The sequence below is a fragment of the Desulfofundulus luciae genome, assembly GCF_030813795.1.
Classification (GTDB): Bacteria; Bacillota; Desulfotomaculia; order Desulfotomaculales; family Desulfovirgulaceae; genus Desulfofundulus; species Desulfofundulus luciae.
In genome coordinates, this window is record NZ_JAUSUX010000007.1 from 54,406 (window position 1) to 76,203 (window position 21,798).

Sequence of the window (21,798 nt, forward strand, 5' to 3'; positions counted from 1 at the left end):
TGGATACCGGCCCGGAATTATATCCCTGGAACATGGTCGTATCAAGATTGCCTCTTACTTCTGTTCCCACATGACCTTGCCGCAGTCCCGCAGGTCGTAGCCGCCCAGGGCCTGTACCTCTTTCCGGAACTCCGGCAGGTTCATCACGGTCAACAAACGCTGGATGTAAGGTGTATCCCAGTATTCCCGGGGGATGCAGAGGTCGTAACGCTCCTCGGCCAGGGGTATGAAGTCGAGCCCCAGGGCCACCGCGGCGGCCCGGATGCCAAGCCCTGCGTCCACCCCGCCGGCCACGGCCGCCGCTACGGCCATGTGGGTGTATTCCTCCCGCTCGTAACCGTTTATTTGGTCCGGGCTGATCCCCAGCTGTTTCAAGTGGTAATCCAGCAAAACCCGGGTACCCGCCCCCCGCTGCCGGTTCACAAAGGTGACACCGGGCCGGGCCAGGTCTTCCAGCCCCCTGATCCCTTTGGGATTGCCTTTGGCCACAATCAGCCCCTGCTCCCGGTAGACCAGGTTGACCAGCACTACTCCCCTGTCCGGCAGCAGCCGCTGGATATAGGAAACGTTGTACTCCCCCGTTTCCTCATCCAAAAGGTGCGTGCCGGCACAGTGGGCCTCCCCCCTTTTCAAGGCGTTCAGACCCGCCAGGCTCCCTACATGGGCGCTGGACAGGCTTGCCTGGGGGTAAAGGCGCCGCAGGTAATTGGCCAGGACGTCCAGGGCGATATCGTGGCTGCCGATGATGACGGTGGTTTCCTTGATCTCCTCCAGGGGACGCAGGAGTTCCACCGGCACCGCCTGGCCCGCACCGTAACCCTCGGAAAGCCGGGGCACCCGCACAATCCCGTCGGCCCGGATCAGGGACATAATAATGCCCGCTCCCCGGGATATTGGTGTGGCAATGATCTTGTCCCCCACCTGTCCCAGTTTGACCCGTACAAACTCCTCTACTCCCAGGGAGGAGACCAGCTTGCGGGAAACGGTGGCTTCAATTTTCCGGCGGGCTGGCGGGACGGAACCAAGCTTTTTGTATATGATTGGTTTAACAAACAAATCGGCACACAGGTAGGCCGATACGGGGTAACCGGGCACCCCGATCACCGGCCGCCCGTCCACTTCCCCCAGGATCACCGGTTTCCCCGGCTTGGTGGCCACACCGTGCACCAGCACCCGGCCCAGACTTCTGATTACTTCCGCCGTGTAGTCCTCGCTGCCGGCCGATGAACCGGCATTGATCAGGACCACATCGGATTCCTGCAGGGCTTCGAGCAGGGACTGGCGCAGGGCCTCAAAATCATCGGCGGTGATTTTTTTGCGGACCGGATCGCCCCCCCACTCGCTCACCAGGCCTGCCAGCATCCGGCTGTTATAGTCGATAATATCCCCGGGCCTCAGCTCCCGACCCGGCTCCACCAGTTCCGTACCGGTGGGCAAAATGGCCACCCGCGGCCGGGGGTGGACGGAAATTTCCGTTACCCCGCCGGCCAGGAGCCCCCCGATGTCCACCGGGCGCACCCGGTGATTGGCGGGAACGATCATTTCCGTAGCGACGATATCTTCCCCAATGGGCCGCACGTGCTGCCAGGGATAAACCGGCTGGGTGATCTCCAGGACTTCCGGGGACACAAAATGCACGTCCTCCACCATGATCACCGCATCGCACCCTTCGGGGAGGGGATCACCCGTATCGACCATGATGGCCTCGCTGCCCACAGCCAGCCGTTTGGGAGCAGTTTCGGAAGCACCAAAGGTAAGGGCAGCCCTGACCGCATAGCCGTCCATGGCCGCCGCGTGGTAGTGGGGCGAAGACACCCGTGCATAAACGGGAGCCGCCGTCACCCGGCCCCGGGCTTCCTCCACCGCCACCACCTCGGGCGGGCCGGGATTAAGTACCCCCTTTTGCTCAAGGTAAGCCATGTATTCTTCCAGGGCTTCTTCCCAGGGCCGGTCGTCCAGATAAACGTCCCGTTTGCCCGTAACTTTAGACAACGCCATCACTCCTCAAAAAAGTTTGACCTCCACCCATTCGCCTGCTTCTACACCTTCTTTGCCCGCCGGGATGCGGGCCAGCCCGTCGGCACGAACCATAGTAGTAATCAGGCCCGATTTGCCCAGCACGGGCTCCGCGTGAAGCTCCCCGTCCTGCAAACGCAGTTTCACCCGCACGAAATCCTCCCGCCCGGCGGCGGAACGCAAATTGCGGGTTATCCGTGCCCTCAAGGGGAATTCCCAAAAGCTTTCCTGGGGGTAACTGTAAGATCTAATCAAAGGGGCCACCAGCAGCTCAAAGACCACCAGGGCCGAGGCGGGATGCCCGGGCAGCCCGAAGACCGGTTTGCCGTTCACCACCGCCCCCACGGAGGGCTTGCCGGGTTTCAGGGAAACTCCGTGAAATAAAACCCCCGGCTGCCCCAGGGAATCAATCACCCGGGCCGCCACGTCCCGGGTGCCCACCGAGCTACCCCCGGAGAGCAGCACCATATCGTTTTCAGAAAGGGCCCGGGCCAGCCGTTCCTGCAGCTGGTAAAAGTCGTCCCGGACAATGCCGTACAGGCGGGGTTCGCCGCCACAGGCGGCCACCGCGCCGTAAAGGGTATAGGAGTTGATGTCCCGCACCTGGCCCGGAGCCGGCTTTTCTTCCGGGGAGACCACTTCATCGCCGGTGGAGATGATACCCACCCTTAAGGGGCGTCTTACTTCCACCGCAACAACCCCGGCTGCGGCCAGTATCCCCAGGTCCTGCGGCCGCAGGCGGTGTCCCGCCGGCAACACCACGCTCCCGGCCGGGACATCCTCGCCCCGGCGGACGACGTTTTCCCCGGGGGCCACGGGCCTGGTAACGCCAATGGTTTTCTCATCCAGCTCCTCGGTATGCTCCACCATCACCACCGCGTCGGCGCCCGGAGGCAGCATACCGCCGGTGGCAATGCGCCAGGCCTGGCCCGGCTTTAACTCCCCTCCCGGCGCCACACCCATCAGGACTTCCCCCGCCACTTCCAGGTAGGCGGGCAGGCCCTCGGAGGCGCCAAAGGTATCCCTTGCCCGCACGGCAAAACCGTCCATGGTGGAACGGTCAAAGCCGGGCACATCGTCAACGGCCACTACATCGTGCAAAAGACAACGGTCGAGGGCGGACAACAATGAAACTTTCTCCCCCTCCCGGGGAAATGACACATGGTTTAAAACTATTTCCCGCGCCTCTTTAATGGTAACTGCCTGAAATAATTCCTTCATCCACTTTTCTCTCCTTAATATGGCAACGCTGTCATGGCGGCGGTCGCCCCCGTCGCCCTCATCGCTCCGATCTTTAAGCATGGCTGCCGCGCTGCTGGGCCATGGTTAAAAAGGCGGTAATACCGTAGGCCAGGAGGAGCAAAATGATGCTTAAGGCGGTGGCCAGCTCATACTTGCCCTGGCCCACTGCCAGTACCGTGGCCGTCGTAAGCACCCGGGTGCTTCCGGCGATGTTGCCGCCGACCATCATGGAGGCGCCCACCTCGGAAATCACGCCGCCAAACCCGGCCATAACCGCGGCCAGCAGGCCCAGCCGGGCCTCCCGCACCAGAAGCCACAGCAATTGACACCGGGAAGCCCCCAGGGCCAGGATCTGCAGGGGAATCTTCGGGTTTAAAGACTGCATGGCAGCCACGGTAAAACCCGCCACTATAGGGGAAGCAATAATGGCCTGGGCCACCACCATGGCCGCAGGGGTGTAAAGGAGATCGAGAAAACCCAGGGGCCCGTACCGGGTAAAGGTAAGCCAGACCGCCAGTCCCACCACCACCGGCGGCAGGCCCATGCCAAAGTTAACCACACTGACCAGAAAACGGCGGCCGGGGAAATTGGTCAGGGCCAGAAGGGTCCCCAGGGGAACGCCAATGAGCACACTGATCAGTGTGGCCAAACCGGAGATTTTTAAAGTGCGTAAGGTAATATCCAGAACTTCAGGATCGCCTGTCGCCAGCAAACGAACGGCCTCCACAAGACCCTGCCAGAAGATTTCCAAACTCATTCAACTCCTTTAATAGCTATTATCCATATCACACCAATATATACTCCCCGGCCCAATCCTGCTCCACCGGGCGTTCCCCTATTTTCCCGGCAGTGAGGTCGATATCCGGGATTTTGCCGCTGTAACCGTACACTACCCCCTCTCTATTTCGCCGCCCCGGCTGCTTCAACCACCCGCAGGGCTCCCCGCGTGGCAGGCCAGGGCACATTTTTTGCAGCCGCGGCAACAGGATGAAAAGGTAATCGCAAATGTCCCGTCAAACTCATGCCTGGTGATCTGGATACAGGCTTTTGTAAGGTTGAACTCCCCATGGTGGGTAATGGCACAGGTCAGGGCACAGGTGCAACAGCCGATACGTTTGCCGGGGTTGACCGCCAGTTCCTTTGCCATGAACGTACCCCCCGAAAATGACGTCAACTAAAAATTTCTCCGGTCAGCCCCCGATAACCTGCCGTACGCAAACAAAAAACACCGTGAAGGTGTTTGATAAAGCGGGAGTTCATCATTGCTTTTTCCCGTAAAAACCCAGCATGACCCTGTGAATGGACGGTATGCCCGGCGGGACAAAAGCCACCCGGTCGCCGTCTTGCATAGGATGGCTCTTTTTTTCCACCCGGCCATTGATAAAGACCACTTCCACCTGTTCTTCAGGTATTTCCAGACGCTTTAATAGAGTCCCGGGAGTATCACCGGGAGCGATTTCCACATGCAGGGGGAAAGGCCAGCCCCGGTGGGAAAAAATCTTCATCAACGGGCCAAAGGCCCGCAGTTCTATTCTGGCCATCGCCGTCACCTCGCCTTTTAGCCACAGGCCGGGCATCCGGAGTCCCGATCTATGGAAACTTCATAAAAGGTCATGGACAGGGCGTCATAAGTAAGCAAACGGCCGACCAGCAAATCGCCAAGCCCCAGGAGGTACTTGATGGCTTCCGTGGCCTGGATGGTACCGATAACACCCGGCACGGCCCCCAGGACCCCCAGTTCCGCGCAGCCGGGGACGTGCGGATCCGGTTCGTGCGGGAAAATACAGCGCAGGCAGGGACCCGCCCCCGGCATCACGGTCATCACCTGCCCGGCAAAGGCCAGCACACCGCCGTAGATAAAGGGTTTCCCCAGGCGCAGGCAGGTTTCGTTGAGCAGGAAACGGGTGGCAAAATTATCGGTGCAGTCAACAACAATGTCATACCTCTCGATCAAGGACACGGCACTGGCGGCGCTCAAACGTTCAGGGAAAACCTCCACCTGCACGTCCGGGTTAAGAGCCACCAGCTTATCCCTGGCCGATTCCACCTTGAGCCGGCCGATATCGCCGGTGCGGTGCAGGATTTGCCGCTGCAGGTTGGACAAATCCACCACGTCGGCATCCACCAGACCCAAACGCCCTACTCCGGCCGCGGCGAGGTAGTAGGCTACCGGTGAACCCAACCCGCCGGCCCCCACCACCAGTACCCCGCCGCGCAACAGCTTCTTCTGCCCCTCAATGCCCACGCCGGGGAGGAGGATGTTCCTCTGGTAGCGCTTCTGTTGTTCCCGGGAAAGCTCTTTCATTATTCCCTAACACCTCTTGATTTCTCTTATCCCCCACCTACCGGCGGGAACAGGGAAACACGGTCGCCGGGCTGTAAAACGGCATCCATGGCCGCGTGACGCCCGTTGACCAGGGCTGTAAAAACCTGGCTCCGGGGAATGCCCAGGCTGTCCACAAGTCCGGCCACGGTAATTCCTTCCGGACGCTCCACCTCTATACTCTGGCCAAAACGGGCCCCGGGTATATATTTCTCCAGTCCGCTGAAAACGCGCACTTCCAGCCGCAAACAACATACCCCCGTTATTACGAAAGGCGGCAAGACACCCCCCGGGGTGCCTTGCCGGCCACCTGATTAAAAGTTGAATACCTGGTCCAATTCCTCTTCCTTAACATCAAAGGCCGTGTTATGGGGCGGCAGTTCTTCCAGGCTGAAGAACTCGGGCAACCGGTCGTCGGCGCTGGTGAACCCGGCCTTGAGGTTGAACTCCCTCTCCGCCTTCAATACCTGTTTGCCCAGGTTGAGCACGTCATCCACAGTTAAATTGAGGCCGTACTTGGCGTTAAGCAATTCCACAATGGTGGGCATTCCCTCGGGGTTGTCCAGAACGGCAAAGGCCACAAAGAGACACAATCCGGTACTGTCTATGAACGCGGTGGCAATTTGCAGGTTCCGGGAAAGCTCCACCTGTCCGTCGGATTTCAGCGGGTCCACATAGCCGCCTACCTTGAGGATGTTGGCCGTTACGGCGTAACCGGCGGTATGGTCGGCGCCCATGGGCGTGGTGGCGTAGGTAACGCCGTTGCCTTTGCAGGCCCGCGGGTCATAGGCGGGGATGCCCTGGCCCTTCACAGCGGGCACGCGGGTTACACCGTAAACCCGGCCGGCGTTGGCCGAACCGCCGCCGATAATCCGCCCCAGAGGTGTACCCTTGGCCACCTCTTCTAAAGCCTTAACGGCAGCTTCACCATCGCCAAAAGGTATCACCCCGGCCTCCATGAGCACACCCAGGGTGCACCCTGTCTCAATGGTGTCCAGGCCCACGTCGTTGCAGATGTAGTTCAGTTTGGCGATTACATCCAGGTCGCCGATTTCCAGGTTCGGGCCGAAACACCAGGCGGTTTCATATTCAATGGGGGCACAAACCTTGCCGTCGGGCATGGGATAGACGTTGGAACACCGCATGACGCAACCGGGGTGGCAGGCATGGGTGGCCTTTCCTCCCCGGGCCACGGCCACTTCGGCCAGTTTCTCCCCGCTGACCTCGCTGGCCCTGTCAAAACGGCCGAAGCGGAAGTTTCTGGTGGGAAGGGCACCGGCCTCATTGATAATGTTCATCAACACATTGGTGCCGTAGCTGGGCAGGCCCTGCCCGGTTACGGGGTGGTTTTGTAAAATTTGGGCAAACTTCCTGGCTGCCGCCTTAAACCGCTCGGGTTCTTTGACCGGGGCATCAAAGGTGGTGGGGCTGTCCACGACGATGGCCTTAATTTTCTTGGAACCCATTACGGCCCCCAGGCCCCCCCGGCCGGCATAACGGCTGCTGTTGCCGTCGCTGTCGTTGTTGGTCACCCCTGCGGCCGGCATGAGCATTTCGCCGGCAGGACCAATGGTAATCACGGCGACCTTATTACCGTAACGCTCCCGGCAGATGGCCGTAACCTCGTAGGTACCCTTGCCGGCCAGATCGTTGGCGGGCAGCAACTCCGCCCCATCGGCAGTTACCTTGAGCAGGTACCAATCGCCGCCTGCGGGCTTACCCTCAAGAATGATGGCCTTGATGCCCAGGTTGGCCAGCTTTTGAGAGGCAATACCGCCGGCATTGGCTTCCTTAATCCCTCCGGTGAGGGGACTCTTTCCTCCCACGGACAGCCGTCCCGACGACGGTGCGTTGGTGCCGGAGAGCAGTCCCGGGGCGATAACCAGTTTGTTGTAGGGACCGAGAGGATCACAGGCGGGCGGCACCTCATCTAAAACCAGTTGGGACGTGAGCGCCCTGCCTCCAAGTGTCAGGTACTTTTCCGGTACTTCTTCAAACTTGACTTCCCCGGTGGTCGTATTAACCCGCAGGAACTTGGACACCGCTTTTTCCCCCTTTTTGATCTTTTTGTTTTTTCTTTCTATGATTGTTTTTTATTTCCAAGATCTTTTTGTTTTCCCAAACTACAATTTTTTATCTTACAATTTCTATGCCACTCTGCATAAATCCTGCGGTATACCTTCACCATATACAAAAGTAACGCGCCATTTTGATACGCCATACCTGCTCCATTACAGGGCACCAGCATCACAACAGGACACTTTTACTAAATAATGATAGGAGAGATTTGACTCTCCTATCATTAGCCAATGATTACATTTTACATTGCCTGCCGGTAGATGTCAATTATATCGTCCAGGGTGGCCAGGCGCGGGTTGGTCAGGCTGCAGGCATCTTTCATGGCGTTTTCGGCCATGACGGTCAGGTCTTCCTCCTTCACTCCCAGACCGGCGAGACCGGAAGGAATACCCACATCCTCCGACAGTTTCTGAATGGCGAAAATAGCCTTTTCGGCAGCTTCACGCACGGAAAGCCCCTCAATGTTTTCGCCCAAAGCCACCGCAATGTCGGCAAACCGCTGCGGGCAGGCAATCAGGTTGAAGCGGCAGACATGGGGCAGCAGGATGGCGTTGCATACGCCATGGGGAAGGTTGTAGAAGCCGCCCAGTTGATGGGCCATGGCGTGGACGTAACCCAGGCTGGCGTTATTGAAAGCCATGCCGGCCAGGAATTCGGCATAGGCCATCTTATCCCGGGCTTCCATGTTCTGGCCATTGGCCACGGCCTGGCGCAGGTTGCCGGCAATTAACTTCATGGCCATCAGCGCCGCCGAATCGGTAACCGGGGTGGCCATGGTCGAAACATACGCTTCCACGGCGTGGGTTAAAGCATCCATCCCCGTTGCGGCCGTCAGGGCCGGGGGCATGCCCACCATGAGCAGGGGGTCGTTTATGGCCACGTTGGGGGTAACCCGCCAGTCCACGATGGCCATTTTCACCTTCCGGTCGGTATCGGTAATGATGCAGAAACGGGTCATTTCGCTGGCCGTCCCCGCGGTGGTGTTCACGGCAATGAAGGGGGGCATGGGTTTGCTGGACTTGTCCACGCCTTCATAATCCCGGATGTTGCCCCCGTTGGTGGCTACAATGCCGATACCCTTGGCGCAGTCGTGGGAACTGCCGCCGCCCAGGGAAATGATCATGTCGCACTGGTTTTCCTGGAACACTTTTAAGCCGTCATGGACGTTGATGTCGGTAGGGTTGGGCTCGGCCCCGGCAAAGATAATGGCCTCGGCGCCGGCCTCTTCTACCTGCGCCTTAATCTGGTCGGCCATGCCGGACTTGGCCAGGTAGGCATCTGTTACAATGAGCACCCTCCTGCCGCCGAGAATTTTCACCTGTTCGCCGACCTTTTTGTGAGCCCCAATACCCATGAGGTTCACCGTAGGGATGTAATACCCGTAAACCTGTTCACCCAATGCCATTAAAACCGCCTCCTGTACTTAATGTTCTGGGAGAGGAATAAACAATCATATTTATTCCTCTCCTTGCAAGAATTTATATTTTTCGATTATTCAAAGTAAGGCAATATTCATGCCAGAGATAAAAATCTTGAAATTCGCTACGTTTAAGGCAACCCATTGTTGACAGCGTTCCATTACGGGACAAAAGCTTAGCCAATTTGGAGCGGGGAGTTTCAATTTAGAAATTTAGAAGCGGCCCTATCAAAAAAAAACCGCTTCCGGCGGGAAAGCGGTTGACCTGCCGTATGTGAAAAACCGAACTTGCCGGTGGGTACCGGACGCAAGGTGCGTATCTTGCGCGGAACGCCGGAGCGAGGGTCTAACGACGTGCCCTGTAATTAGCTGTTTCCTGCTTCGCCCTGCATTTCTTTTAATTTTCGGTAGAGGGTATTCCGGCCGATACCCAGTATACGGGCGGCCAGAGTAATGTTGCCGCGGGAATAAACCAGGGCCTGATTGATAGCTTCCCTTTCCATTTCCTCAATGGTTGCGGGAGGCGGGCAGGACAGGCCCCTGCGGGACATCACTTCCAGCACCTTTTTTTCCAGTACCTTTAACAAATGAAAAACCCGTGGCAGTTCCCCGTCCTCGAGGCCGGACAGGAAATCCTTTGAACGCACCAGGTTTTGCAGTTGCGCTAAAAAAGGTGAGCCTCCCGGTTGATCATCCGGGGACGCCAACCCCGGTTTTTTGAAACGGTTCAGGGCACCGGTTATGCGGTTGGAGAGGTGCCCGGGTAAAATTACCGTGCCGTCGCACAGGGCCGCGGCCTGGTGGATGGCATTAACCAGTTCCCGCACGTTGCCCGGCCAGGAATATTGCATCATGATTTTCATTGCTTCAGGGGAGATTTTTATACTCTGACCTGTTCCTTGTCCGGCAAGCTCATTTAAAAAATGATTGACCAGCACCGGAATATCTTCTTTGCGTTCCCTTAAAGGGGGAAGATGCAGCCGCACCACGTCAAGCCGGTAAAACAAATCTTCCCGGAAGTTCTTTTCCCTGACGGCCTGCTCCAGATCCACATTGGTGGCGGCAATTACGCGCACATCGGTTTTAATGGGCTTTTCTCCCCCCACCCGCATGAACTCCCCGGTCTCCAGTACCCGGAGGAGCTTTACCTGGATGGACAGGCTGGCCTCACCAATTTCATCCAGGAACAGTGTACCATGGTTGGCCAGCTCGAAAATACCCCTGCGCTGGCCGGTGGCACCTGTAAACGCACCCTTTTCATGACCAAACAACTCGCTTTCCAGAAGATTTTCCGGCAGCGCACCGCAGTTAACGGGAATAAAGGGGCGGTCGCTCCGGTGGCTGGCCGCATGGATGAAGCGGGCCAGCACTTCTTTGCCGGTGCCGGTTTCCCCCTGGATCAGGACATTAACATCCTTGCGGGCAATTTTAAAAGCCACGGAAAGAAGCTGGTTCATGGCCCGGCTGTTCCCGACAATTATTCCCGCCCGGGCGGCAATATGACCCCATTCGGCGGTGGAAAGCCTTTTTTTCCTCTCTTCAGCACCACCGGCAAAATCAAGGGCTTTATCGATCAAGGCCTCGATCTGCGAAATGTCCTCGAAGGGCTTTTCAATGTAATCGTAAGCCCCCAGTTGAATGGCCCTCACAGCAGTCCTGGTGGTGCTGTACCCCGTCATGATTATGACTTCACAGCCGGGCTGCACCTTTTTTACCTCCTGGAGCAGGGACAGGCCATCGAAATCGGGCAGCTTTAAATCAACCACCGCCACGTGAAACTTCTGGTCGTTAATGGCCTCGCGGGCCTCCTGGCCACTTGTAGCTACGGTTACCCGGTACCCTTTTCTTTCCAGCAGGCAACGGAAAAAGGTGCCTACCTCCACTTCATCATCTACCACCAGGATACGTGCCTGTAAAGACAAAATAATCCCTCCGGGAACAGGCTGAATTTAGAACTAAAGCATGGAAAATCTAGGACCGGCCCTCCTCCAAAGGGAGGACCAGCGTGAAGGTGCTTCCCTTACCCGGGCGACTTTCTACTTCGATGGTCCCCCCGTGGGCCCGGGCAATGCCAAGGCTCACGCTCAACCCCAGCCCGGTACCCCGGGAAGCTTCTTTCGTCGTAAAAAAGGGATCAAAAACCCGGCTCATATTTTCAGGGGAAATTCCCTGCCCGTTATCCTGAACAGCCACGACTACATAACGCCGCCCATTTTCATCCCTGCGCACCCCGGTGCCGATACGAATATACCTTTCCTTTTCCACCCCTTCTAAAGCATCCCGGGCATTGAGCAACAGGTTGATCAACACCTGGTCGAGCTGCTGCCCGTTGGCAGCCACCCTGGGCAGGTCCGGGGCCAGGTCGGTGCAGACATTTATCCCGTTCCGGTTAATCTGATATTTAACCAGGCTCAGCACTCTTTCCACCACCTCATTGAGGTCGGTGGGGGCTACCACCGGCGGTTCCTGGCGGGCAAAGGTGAGCAGGTTCTGGATTATCTTTTTGCAGCGCAGGCCGCAGGTAACGATATCCCTGAGCAACTGGGAAGCCGGGTGCTCAGGCCCCAGCTCACGCTGCAGCATCTGGGCGTTGCCAATGATCACGGTCATGGGACTGTTCAGTTCGTGGGCCACTCCCGCGGCCATTTCACCTATGGCCGCCAGCTTGGCCGACTGGATCAGCTGAGCCTGCATTTGCACCCGCGCCCGGAAGGCTTCCTCCCATTCCCGCTTGGCCTGGACCACTTCCTCGTAAAGCCGGCGGTTCTGGATGCAGATGGCCAGCTGATCCGCCAGCTGCCGGGCAAAAGTTAAATCATTTTGGGAGTAGATATTCTTTTCCCGGGTGCCGATTACCAGCATACCAATGATGTTTTGCTTCACCTTCAGGGGGTCCAAGATCAGGCAGTTGAGCTCGAACTGCCGCACGGGAAGCTCATCAAGAAGTTTCCCGTCGCCGGCAATACACAGATATACCTGTTCTTGCTGTTTTCTAATGATCTCCCAGAGCACCGAATTCCGGGGCACCACCAGGCCGTTGCACGGCAACGGAGGCTGCGTGGCCACCAGGCGCAGCTCACTGCCTTCCACCGTGATCAGGCCCAGAAAATCACACGGAATAACCAGGGGAAGGTTTTCATAAACCCTCTGCACGATCATTTCCAGGGACATATCAATATTGATATCCCGGCTCAACTGGTGGATGATCTCCAGGCGGCGGTTCTGAATAACAATTTCCCGGTTGCGTTTTTTCAACTCCACGTAATAATTCAGCTTGGATGATCTGACCCCAGTCAAATTTTCGATCAGCCTGGTTTTGTCGTCAATCAACCTGAATCCCTCTCTTCAACGCCAGAGCAAAAAGGTTATGCAAATCCCTTTCTGTTACATCCCGCGGGTTGGTAATAATGCAGGCATCTTTCAGGGCGTTTTGGGCAAGATTGTTTATACGCTCCTCCGACAGGTTCTCCACGGTAATTTTATCCGGTATATCAAGATCCCGGGCCAGCCTGCGTACCGCCTGGATGGCCCTTTCCGCCGCCTCCCATGTACTCAGTCCTGCAATATTTTCGCCCATGGCCTCGGCTATCCGGGCAAATTTTTCCACACAGGCGATCATGTTAAATTCCATTACATATGGCAAAAGGATGGCATTGGTTTCTCCATGATGCAAATCCAACTGCGCGTCCAACTGGTGGGCCATGGCATGGGTGGCCCCTAAAATGGCGTTGGAGAAGGCCAGACCGGCCTGTAAAGCTGCCATGGCCATGGCTGACTTGGCCTCCAGGTTGGAGCGGCAGGCAACCGATGGACGCAGGTACCTGGCAACCAGGCGTATGGCATTCAAGGCATTTACGTCGGTAAGGGGGGTTGCGGCCAGGGATACAAAGGACTCGATGGCGTGGCTTAAAGCATCCAGCCCGGTGGCGGCCGTCAGCCTGGCGTCCTTGGTCTGGAGTACCACGGGGTCGATAATGGCTATGTCGGGCACCAGGGATTTGGAAATAATGGTCATTTTGACCTTGCGCCGGGTATCGACGATAATGGCAAACTGGGTGACCTCGGACCCCGAACCGGCCGTGGTGGGCACAACCAGCAACGGCGGGAGGGGGCGGGTGATTTTGTTGACCCCTTCATAATCCTGGATAACTCCCCCGTTGGTGGCCAGGATGGCCACGGCCTTGGCCACGTCGATGGGGCTGCCTCCTCCCACGGCCAGAATGGCATCGCAACCCGTGTCCTGGTAACGCTTGACCCCTTCGATCACCTCGTAATCCTTCGGGTTGCTGGTCACCTCAAACCATACCTCAAAGGAAAGGCCGGCCTCCTTGAGCCGGTCGATAGCCCTGTCCACCCACCGGTTGGCCACCACCCCCGGGTCACTGATCACAAAGAGTTTGGTCGCTCCCAGGCGGAGGGCGCTTTCACCCACCTGGCTCAAAGCCCCCAGACCGAAAATAATTTCGGGAGCCACAAATTTGCTGATCATCCGCATGGGCTTTCTCTCCAGAATATTTTTTCTAATTGTTTTAATTCTGTATCACCGGGAAAATTCCTTTTGGCAAAAAAACACCCCCCGGCGGGGGTGCAGTGGAGGAAGGTCCGCAACGTGCAGACTGACCTGTTCTTTCTGGCTCTCGATGGTAGCCTTAGCGTCCTCCACCGCCCACTGGCACCAGCGGGCGGTAGGAAGGAACTTATGATAGAAATCTTTTACTACTTCCCCGGTTTCTTCTCAGCGCCCTAAGGCTTGGTAGGCGGTACGCTTAGCCGCCTGGAAGCGGCGCATGAAGGAAACGACCCAGCTCTGGCTAAGCTGGGTCCCGTATTTAAATGCCCTCAGGCGATCTTCTCCACCCGCACGGCGCAGACTTTTAACTCCGGTATTTTGGCCACGGGGTCGCGGGCGGTGTTGGTCAGCTTGTTGATGGCCACCTCCGGGAAGTGGAAGGAGGTGAAGACCACTCCCTCCGGCACGGTATCTACTACCCTGGCAGTCACTTCCACCCGGCCGCGGCGGGAGATAACCCGCACCCGGTCCCCGTCGGCGATGCCCAGGGCCCGGGCGTCGGCGGGATTAATCTCCAGGTGCTCGCGGCCGTAGTACTCCTCCAGGGCACCGGTACGCAGGGTCATGGTGCCGGTGTGGTAGTGGAAATGACGGCGACCCGTATTCAGGATCAAGGGATATTCTTCATCCGGCTCTTCATCGGGCGGGATGTAATCCACCGGGTGGAACTTGCCCAGCCCCCGGACAAACTTGCCCACGTGCAGGATTGGCGTTCCCGGGTGATCGGGGGCGGGACAGGGCCAGACCAGGCTGCGACTCTCCAGGCGCTGGTAGGAAATACCGCCGTAGGAAGGGGTGAGGCGGGCAATTTCCTCCATGATTTCCGCAGGCGAGCTGTACTGCATGGGGTAACCCATGGCCGTAGCCACCAGGCAGATGATCTGCCAGTCGGGTTTGGCTTCCCCTAACGGCTCAATGGCCTTGCGCACCCGCTGAACCCGGCGCTCGGTGTTGGTAAAGGTGCCGTCCTTCTCGGCAAAACTGGCTGCGGGCAAAACCACATCGGCCAATTTGGCCGTCTCGGTGAGGAAGATGTCCTGCACCACCAAAAAGTCCAGCTTTTCTAAAGCGTGAACTACGTGATCGGCATCGGGGTCGGAGAGCACGGGGTTTTCGCCCATGATGTACATCCCTTTAATTTCTCCCCGGGCGGCGGCTTCGATCATTTCGCCCACGGTAAGCCCGGGCTTAGCCGGCAGCTCGTCTACCCCCCAGGCCGCGGCAAACTTGGACCGCACATCCTCGAGGGTAACGCTCTGGTAGCCCGTGAGGACGTTGGGCAGGGCGCCCATGTCGCAGGCTCCCTGGACGTTGTTCTGACCCCGCAGGGGGTTCACGCCGCTGTGGGGCTTGCCGATGTGCCCGCAGAGCATAGCCAGGTTGGCCACGGCAAAGACGTTATGGGTGCCGCAGATGTGCTGGGTGAGGCCCATGGTATAAATAATGGTGGCGTTTCTGGCCGTGGCGTAACCCCGGGCCACTTCCCGGATCACATCGGGGCTAATACCGGTAATTTCCGCCACATATTCGGGGGTGTATTTGGCCACCGCCTCTTTGAGGGCTTCAAACCCTTCGGTGCGGGTGTCCACAAATTCTTTGTTCACCAGGCCTTCGGAAATAATCACATTGGCCAGGCCGTTTAAAAGGGCGATGTCCGTGCCCGATTTCAACTGCAGGTGATGGTGGGCCAGACCGGCCACCTCTGTCCTGCGGGGGTCCACCACCACCAGGGTGGCGCCGTTGCGCACGGCCTTTTTCACCTGAAGGCCGATAACCGGGTGTGACTCGGTGGTGTTGGTCCCTATGGCCAGAATAAAGTCGGCTCCCCCAATATCACCGATGGGGTTGGTCATGGCCCCGCTGCCAAATGCTGCCGCCAGACCGGCGACAGTAGGCGAGTGTCAGAGACGGGCACAGTGGTCGATGTTGTTGGTCCCAAGTACGGCCCTGGCGAACTTGCTCATCAAGTAGTTTTCTTCGTTGGTGCACCGGGCCGAACTCAGGACCCCCAGAGCGTCGGAGCCGTATTCTTTTTTAATGGACCCCAGCTTCCCGGCCACCAGGTTGATGGCTTCTTCCCAGCCGGCTTCCTCAAAGACACCGTTGCGCTTGATCAAGGGTTTGGTGAGGCGGTCGGGGTGGTGAATAAAGCCGTAACCAAAACGGCCTTTCACGCACAGGGCACGCCCGTTGACTTCACCGTCACAGGATGTTACCCCCACCACACGGCCGTCCTTTACATTGAGATCAAAGGTGCAACCGGTGCCGCAGTATGGGCAGGTGGTCCGCACCTTCTTAACTTCCCAGGTGCGGGCCGCCGCACGCAGTCTCTTTTCCTGCAGGGCCCCCACCGGGCAAACGGCCACACAGTTGCCGCAAAAAACGCAGTCGGAACCGGCCAGGGTACTGTCCATGGCCGGGGTAACCTTGGTGTTGAACCCCCGGTAGGCAAAGTCCACTATGTTTTTACCCTGTATTTCAGCACAGGCCCGAACGCACTTACCGCACAGGATGCATTTATTCAAGTCCCGCACTATGAAGGGGTTATCATCTTCAATGGGGTAACTGTGGCGCTCACCGGTGAAACCGGGTTCCCGCACGCCGTACATGTAGGCGTAGTCCTGTAAACGGCAGTCGCCGTTTCTACCGCAGGTCAGGCAGTCCTGCGGGTGGTTAGCCAGCAGCAGCTCAATGATGGTTTTCCGGGCTTCCACCACGGCCGGTGAGGCGGTATGCACCACCATGCCGCTGGTGACAGTGGTGACGCAGGAAGCCGGCAGGTTGCGCATGCCCTCGATTTCCACCACGCACAGGCGGCAGCCGCCCCACGGGGTGAGCTCCGGGTCGTGGCACAGGGTGGGAATGAAAATCCCCGCGGACCGGGCCGCATCCAGCACGGTGGTGCCGGCCGGTACGGTAACCTGTTTCCCGTCTATGGTTAAGGTGACTTCCGCCACGTAATTGTACCTCCTTCCTGCCTGATTACCTTTCTTATTACCATCTTTTATTTATTTCCCTTCCACTTCCTTCATCCTGGCCACGACGCCCTCCAATCCCAGGGCTTCAGCCCAGGAAACGGGCACAAACCGGCCGTCCTTTTTCAGCATGGGGGTCATTGGTTCTTCCACGTAGAGCAGCTCCAGACCCAGGCGGCCTTTGAGGCACAGAGGCCGGCCGGGGCCGGGTTCTTTTGCTGTAATGCCGATCACTTTCCCGTCTTTGATGTTCAGCTCAAAGGTACATCCGCTTTCACAAAAAGTGCAGGTGACGGGTTTCCTTTGAATTTCCCAGGTGCGCCCTTTGCCGGCCATGGGCTTGTAGGTCAATGCGCCTACCGGGCAGACGGCCACGCAGCGGGCGCAATAAACACAGTCCGACTCGCCCAGGGGTACGTCCATGGCCGTAACCACTCTGGTGTTAAAGCCCCGGTAACCGAAGTCAATCACGCTGCGTCCGGGCACAGCCTGGCAGGTACGCACGCACTTGCCGCACAGGATGCACTTATTTTGATCCCTGATGATATAGGGGTTGGAATCATCCAGGGGGTAATTTTTCCTCTCGCCGTGAAAGCTGGTCTGTCGAACCCCGTACATGAAGGCATAATCCTGCAAACGGCAGTCGCCGTTTTTTTCGCAGGTCAGGCAGTCCTGGGGGTGGTTGGCCAGCAGCAAATCGATAATGGTACGCCGCGCCTCAATTACCGCTTCCGAGGCGGTGTGGACCACCATCCCCTCGGCCACGGTGGTCACGCAGGAGGCCGGCAGGTTGCGCATTCCAGGTATCTCCACGATGCACAGGCGGCAGGCCCCAAACCCCGGAATGGCCGGGTCGTGGCACAGGGTGGGGATGAAAATCCCCGCCGACCGGGCCGCATCCAGCACGGTGGTGCCGGCCGGTACGGTCACCTTTTGCCCGTCTATGGTTAAAGTGACATTGGCCACTGAAAACTTTCCCCCCTTTAACCGTTCCTTATGGTATCACCCCAACGGCCAGCGCTTGCTTACGCCTTTTCCACGGCGCCGAACTTGCACTTCTGCATGCAGTTGCCGCACTTGATGCACCGGGAAATATCGATGACGTGGGGCTGTTTCTTTTCGCCGCTGATGGCTCCGGCCGGACAGGCGCGGGCACAACTGCCGCAACCGGTGCACTTTTCGGCGTTGATGGTGTACACCAAAAGCGCCTGGCAAACGCGGGCCGGGCAGCGTTTATCCCTGATATGGGCTTCGTATTCGTCCCGGAAATAGCGCAATGTGGACAGGATCGGGTTGGGGCAGGTCTGTCCCAGGCCGCAAAGGGCCGTGCTTTTGACCACCCGGGCCAGCCGCTCCAGGGTCTCGATGTCTTCCTCCTTACCCTGGCCTTCGCAGATGCGGGTGAGGATTTCCAGCATGCGCTTGGTGCCCTCCCGGCAGGGAGTGCATTTGCCGCAGGATTCGGCCTGGGTGAAGTTTAAGAAGAACCGGGCCACATCCACCATGCAGGTGGTTTCATCCATGACTACCAGGCCGCCGGAACCCATGATGGCTCCTGCGGAAGTGAGGGATTCATAGTCGATGGGCAGGTCCAGCTGTTCCTCGGGCAGGCAGCCGCCGGAAGGCCCGCCGATCTGCACGGCCTTGAACTTCTTGCCGTCCCGGATGCCGCCGCCCACGCCAAAGATGATCTCCCGCATGGTAATGCCCATGGGCACTTCCACCAGGCCCGTGTTATTCACCTTGCCGGTCAGGGCGAAAATCTTGGTGCCCTTGCTCTTTTCCGTGCCCATGGCGGCATACCAGGCGCCGCCGTTGCGGATGATCAGGGGCACGTTGGCAAAGGTTTCCACGTTATTGATATTGGTGGGCTTGCCCCATAAACCTTTTTGCGCCGGGAAGGGCGGTCTCGGCCGCGGCATGCCCCGGTTGCCCTCAATGGAAGTTAAAAGGGCCGTCTCTTCGCCGCATACGAAGGCGCCGGCGCCAGCCTTGATCTTGATATGGAAGTTAAAGCCGGAATTGAGAATGTTATCCCCTATGAGCCCGCATTCCTCGGCCTGGGCAATGGCTATCTTGAGCCGGTGAATGGCCAGGGGATACTCGGCCCGCACGTAAATATAGCCTTCATCGGCGCCAACGGCATAGCCGCAAATCAGCATTCCCTCCAGCACCGCGTGGGGATCCCCTTCCAGGACGCTGCGGTCCATAAAGGCTCCCGGGTCCCCTTCGTCGGCGTTGCAGACTACATACTTCTTGTCCCCTTCCGCGGCACGGACAAAGCTCCACTTCATCCCGGTGGGAAAACCGGCGCCGCCCCTGCCCCGCAGGCCGGAGATCTTGACTTCTTCAATTACCTGCTCGGGGGTCATTTCAAACAGTGCTTTGGTCAGGGCCAGATAACCGTCATTGGCCACATAGTCGGCAATTTCTTCGGGATTGATGTGCCCGCAATTGGCGAGCACCAGGCGCTTTTGCTTGGCGTAGAAAGGAACGGTCTCGTAGGTGAGGGATTTTTCACCGGTGGCGGGATCAACGTAGAGCAGGCGCTCAACCACCTGGCCCCCCACCAGATGGCCGGCCACAATCTCGGGAATATCCTCTACCTGCACCCGGGTGTAGAAGATTTTCTGGGGCTCCACAATCATCAGGGGGCCCTGCTCGCAAAAACCATGGCAGCCGGTGATTTTGACCGATACTCTATCCTGCAAACCCTGCTTTTGCAGCTCTTCCACCAGGGCATCCACCAGTTTGCGGGAACCGGAGGAGGTACAGCCGGTACCGGCGCAAATGAGAATCTGCCGCCTGGAGCTATCTTCAGGCAGGTGGATATCCTCCAGAAATGCCTTGTATTTGGCCCGGCAGCTTTCATCCTCGTGGCACAGGGGCCCCTGCCGGCGGCATTTGATATAGTCTTTGCAGGGGCTGGCCGGGGAATGGAAACACTTTTCACAGCATTTATCCATTAATGACTTCATTTCTTTCGCCGCCCCCTTTCTATTCGTACTGCTCGAGAACTTCGGCCGCCCGCTCCGGGGTCAAACGGCCGTGGGTATCGTCGTTGACCATCATCACCGGCGCCAGGCCGCAGGCACCCAGGCAGGCCACCGTCTCCAGGGTGTAGCGCAGGTCGGCGGTGGTTTCGTTTCTGCCCACGCCAAGCTTCTCCGATACCGATGCAAATACCCGGGCCGCCCCCCGCACGTGGCAGGCCGTCCCCTGGCAGACTCTGATAATATTCCGCCCCCGGGGTTTTAAGTGGAACTGGGCGTAAAAGGTGGCCACCCCGAAGACCTTGCTGAAGGGAACCTTCAGCTCGGCGGCTATCCTTTGCATCACTTCCCCGGGCAGGTACCCGTAAATCTCCTGAGCTTCCTGCAACAGCGGGATGAGCGCCCCTTTAGTGCCCCGGTACTGCTCAAAAACCTTCTCCAGGGCTTCTCTTTTGGCCGCTTCATCCTGACATCCACACTGACAGCTCACCAGAATTTCCCTCCTCCCATTGCTCTCCCTCGCAGGTGCAAACAAACCCGCTTATTAATACAGCCAACAGCCTGCGCATTACGGGTGCACAGGCTTTACCAGCGGGTGTAAACAACCCGCTCTTCGGTAACCAGAATGTGCACCGGGCAATCGTGGGGGCCGGCGTAAACCTGCGGGCGGATCTGCAGCTCAAAGGCCAGGGCCAGCCAGACGGTGTCGGGCCTGGTGCGGGGCAGGAAGCGGTCGTAAAACCCGCCGCCATAACCCAGCCGGTTGCCCTTCAGGTCAAAGGCCACCCCCGGCACCACCACCAGATCCAGTTCCTGGGGCTCCAGGGGACGCAGGCACTCCGGGCGGGGTTCCAGGATGCCCCACGTTCCCGGCGCCAAATCGCCCGGGTATTCCAGCAACAAGGAGGGGGTGAGCCGCCTGCCGGCCACATCGGTCACCGGCACGGCCACCCTTTTCCCCCGGGCCATGGATTCTGCAATCAGAGCGCCGGTCTGCACCTCGTTGCGGAAGTCAACATAGGCCATGAGAGTCCGGGCCCTTTGAAACTCCTCCAGGGACAGCACGCGGCGCAAAATCCGCCCGCTTTTTTCGGCTATTTCTTCCGGAGAAAGACTGCCCCGTGCTTTTAAGACATCCTTTCTTAATTCGCCCTTGCCCACCAGAAATCCTCCATCTGTCAGATTTCAATAAAAATTTTTAATTAGTTCTTGAAAAAACAATTCGCCGGCAATTAAAAAGTTCCTCCCCGGTTGCCTTTACCTGAGCTTTAATGAGCCGGCGATTCCACTGGCTTCTTTTATAAAAGAAACGAACTCTTTTACCACAGATGTGTGGGACCTGTTTTTTTTATAAATTAAATAAAAGTTTCGAAGCAAGGAAAATCCCTTAATCCTCACAGGTACAAGCGTACATAGTTTTAATTCCTTTTGAACCGCCCACATGGAAATGATACTGGCTCCAAAACCAGCTTCTACAGCCTTTTTTACTGCTTCGGTACTCCCCAGTTCCATGACAACGTTTAATGCAGACAATTCCACCCCCGCTTCCTTCAACCGCTCTTCGGTAACTTTCCTTGTACCCGACCCCTGTTCCCGCAACACCAGGGGGAGCGCAACGAATTCATTCAGCGAGATATATTTTCTTCCAGCTAAAGGGTGCCCAGCCGGAAGTACCACCATCAACTCGTCCTGCAAAAAAGGGCTGGCAGCCAGTTCCTGATCGTCTACATGACTCTCCACCAGTCCTAAATCCAGGATGTTTTTTGATACCCGTTTCGCAATTTGCTCTGTATTGGTTACCTGTAGAAACACTTTTACCTGTGGATACTGATTCTTAAAACGGCCAATTACCTGGGGAATTACATACTCACCCAGAGTAAAACTTGCTCCAATGGACAGTGTACCCCTCATACATCCTGTAAGGGCAGAGATATCTTTCTCTGCTTCATCTACCAGGGACAAGATCTTCTCTACATAGCTATACAGGATACGGCCGGCCTCTGTTAGATTCACCTGGTGGGTGTTACGCTCAAATAACCGTGTGCCGAAGTGATCTTCCAGGGATTTAATCTGCATACTGATGGCCGGCTGGGAAATAAACAGGACCTGTGCAGCCTTTGAAAAGCTCTTTTTATCAGCTACTATCTTGAAAATATACAACTGGTGAAAGTTCACGGCGATCG

18 protein-coding genes are annotated in these 21,798 nt (G+C 57.6%); all 18 read right to left on the bottom strand.

What is annotated here, in order from left to right; all coding sequences use genetic code 11:
• Positions 1 to 54: 54 nt before the first annotated feature.
• The 18 genes from J2Z49_RS05815 to J2Z49_RS05900 all read right to left on the bottom strand — a co-directional run bounded on the left by J2Z49_RS05815 (position 55) and on the right by J2Z49_RS05900 (position 21,790).
• Positions 55 to 1,992, bottom strand: coding sequence for a molybdopterin biosynthesis protein (locus tag J2Z49_RS05815; RefSeq protein ID WP_307400713.1), 1,938 nt, complete (start codon positions 1,990 to 1,992; stop codon positions 55 to 57).
• Between the two features lie 12 nt (positions 1,993 to 2,004).
• Entirely contained in the window at positions 2,005 to 3,237 is a 1,233-nt protein-coding gene (locus tag J2Z49_RS05820; protein ID WP_307400907.1) for a molybdopterin molybdotransferase MoeA, read from the bottom strand.
• A gap of 73 nt (positions 3,238 to 3,310) precedes the next feature.
• The gene (locus tag J2Z49_RS05825; protein ID WP_307400909.1) at positions 3,311 to 4,009 is read right to left on the bottom strand and encodes an ABC transporter permease; all 699 of its coding nucleotides are present in this window, start codon (positions 4,007 to 4,009) and stop codon (positions 3,311 to 3,313) included.
• Positions 4,010 to 4,180: 171 nt separating this feature from the next.
• A complete protein-coding gene (locus J2Z49_RS05830) occupies positions 4,181 to 4,405 on the bottom strand; it encodes a 4Fe-4S dicluster domain-containing protein (RefSeq protein WP_307400715.1) in 225 nt (74 codons plus the stop codon).
• 112 nt (positions 4,406 to 4,517) lie between these two features.
• Positions 4,518 to 4,799 (bottom strand): MoaD/ThiS family protein, encoded by a 282-nt coding sequence (locus J2Z49_RS05835; protein WP_307400717.1) that lies wholly within the window; start codon positions 4,797 to 4,799, stop codon positions 4,518 to 4,520.
• Between the two features lie 17 nt (positions 4,800 to 4,816).
• The gene (locus J2Z49_RS05840) at positions 4,817 to 5,563 is read right to left on the bottom strand and encodes a HesA/MoeB/ThiF family protein (RefSeq protein ID WP_307400721.1); all 747 of its coding nucleotides are present in this window, start codon (positions 5,561 to 5,563) and stop codon (positions 4,817 to 4,819) included.
• 26 nt (positions 5,564 to 5,589) lie between these two features.
• Positions 5,590 to 5,829, bottom strand: a complete 240-nt coding sequence (locus tag J2Z49_RS05845; protein WP_307400724.1) for a MoaD/ThiS family protein — start codon at positions 5,827 to 5,829, stop codon at positions 5,590 to 5,592.
• A gap of 66 nt (positions 5,830 to 5,895) precedes the next feature.
• Positions 5,896 to 7,623, bottom strand: coding sequence for an aldehyde ferredoxin oxidoreductase family protein (locus J2Z49_RS05850; RefSeq protein ID WP_307400728.1), 1,728 nt, complete (start codon positions 7,621 to 7,623; stop codon positions 5,896 to 5,898).
• A 278-nt stretch (positions 7,624 to 7,901) separates the two neighbouring features.
• On the bottom strand, positions 7,902 to 9,065 hold the full coding sequence (locus tag J2Z49_RS05855) for an iron-containing alcohol dehydrogenase (protein ID WP_307400731.1): 1,164 nt from the start codon (positions 9,063 to 9,065) through the stop codon (positions 7,902 to 7,904).
• Between the two features lie 377 nt (positions 9,066 to 9,442).
• A complete protein-coding gene (locus tag J2Z49_RS05860; protein ID WP_307400733.1) occupies positions 9,443 to 10,999 on the bottom strand; it encodes a sigma-54-dependent transcriptional regulator in 1,557 nt (518 codons plus the stop codon).
• A gap of 49 nt (positions 11,000 to 11,048) precedes the next feature.
• A complete protein-coding gene (locus tag J2Z49_RS05865; RefSeq protein ID WP_307400736.1) occupies positions 11,049 to 12,407 on the bottom strand; it encodes a sensor histidine kinase in 1,359 nt (452 codons plus the stop codon).
• Positions 12,400 to 13,572 (bottom strand): iron-containing alcohol dehydrogenase, encoded by a 1,173-nt coding sequence (locus tag J2Z49_RS05870; RefSeq protein WP_307400739.1) that lies wholly within the window; start codon positions 13,570 to 13,572, stop codon positions 12,400 to 12,402. The genes J2Z49_RS05865 and J2Z49_RS05870 overlap by 8 nt, the downstream gene beginning before the upstream one ends.
• A 344-nt stretch (positions 13,573 to 13,916) precedes the next feature.
• The gene (fdhF, locus tag J2Z49_RS05875) at positions 13,917 to 16,604 is read right to left on the bottom strand and encodes a formate dehydrogenase subunit alpha (RefSeq protein WP_307400741.1); all 2,688 of its coding nucleotides are present in this window, start codon (positions 16,602 to 16,604) and stop codon (positions 13,917 to 13,919) included.
• A gap of 51 nt (positions 16,605 to 16,655) precedes the next feature.
• Positions 16,656 to 17,588: a 2Fe-2S iron-sulfur cluster-binding protein gene (locus J2Z49_RS05880; RefSeq protein WP_307400743.1), complete on the bottom strand. Its 933-nt coding sequence runs from the start codon at positions 17,586 to 17,588 to the stop codon at positions 16,656 to 16,658.
• Between the two features lie 59 nt (positions 17,589 to 17,647).
• Positions 17,648 to 19,600, bottom strand: a complete 1,953-nt coding sequence (gene nuoF, locus J2Z49_RS05885) for an NADH-quinone oxidoreductase subunit NuoF (RefSeq protein ID WP_307400746.1) — start codon at positions 19,598 to 19,600, stop codon at positions 17,648 to 17,650.
• 19 nt (positions 19,601 to 19,619) lie between these two features.
• Positions 19,620 to 20,105: an NADH-quinone oxidoreductase subunit NuoE gene (gene nuoE, locus J2Z49_RS05890; protein ID WP_307400748.1), complete on the bottom strand. Its 486-nt coding sequence runs from the start codon at positions 20,103 to 20,105 to the stop codon at positions 19,620 to 19,622.
• 95 nt (positions 20,106 to 20,200) lie between these two features.
• On the bottom strand, positions 20,201 to 20,776 hold the full coding sequence (locus tag J2Z49_RS05895) for a 5-formyltetrahydrofolate cyclo-ligase (RefSeq protein ID WP_307400751.1): 576 nt from the start codon (positions 20,774 to 20,776) through the stop codon (positions 20,201 to 20,203).
• A 96-nt stretch (positions 20,777 to 20,872) separates the two neighbouring features.
• Positions 20,873 to 21,790 (bottom strand): selenium metabolism-associated LysR family transcriptional regulator, encoded by a 918-nt coding sequence (locus tag J2Z49_RS05900; protein ID WP_307400754.1) that lies wholly within the window; start codon positions 21,788 to 21,790, stop codon positions 20,873 to 20,875.
• Positions 21,791 to 21,798 lie beyond the last annotated feature (8 nt).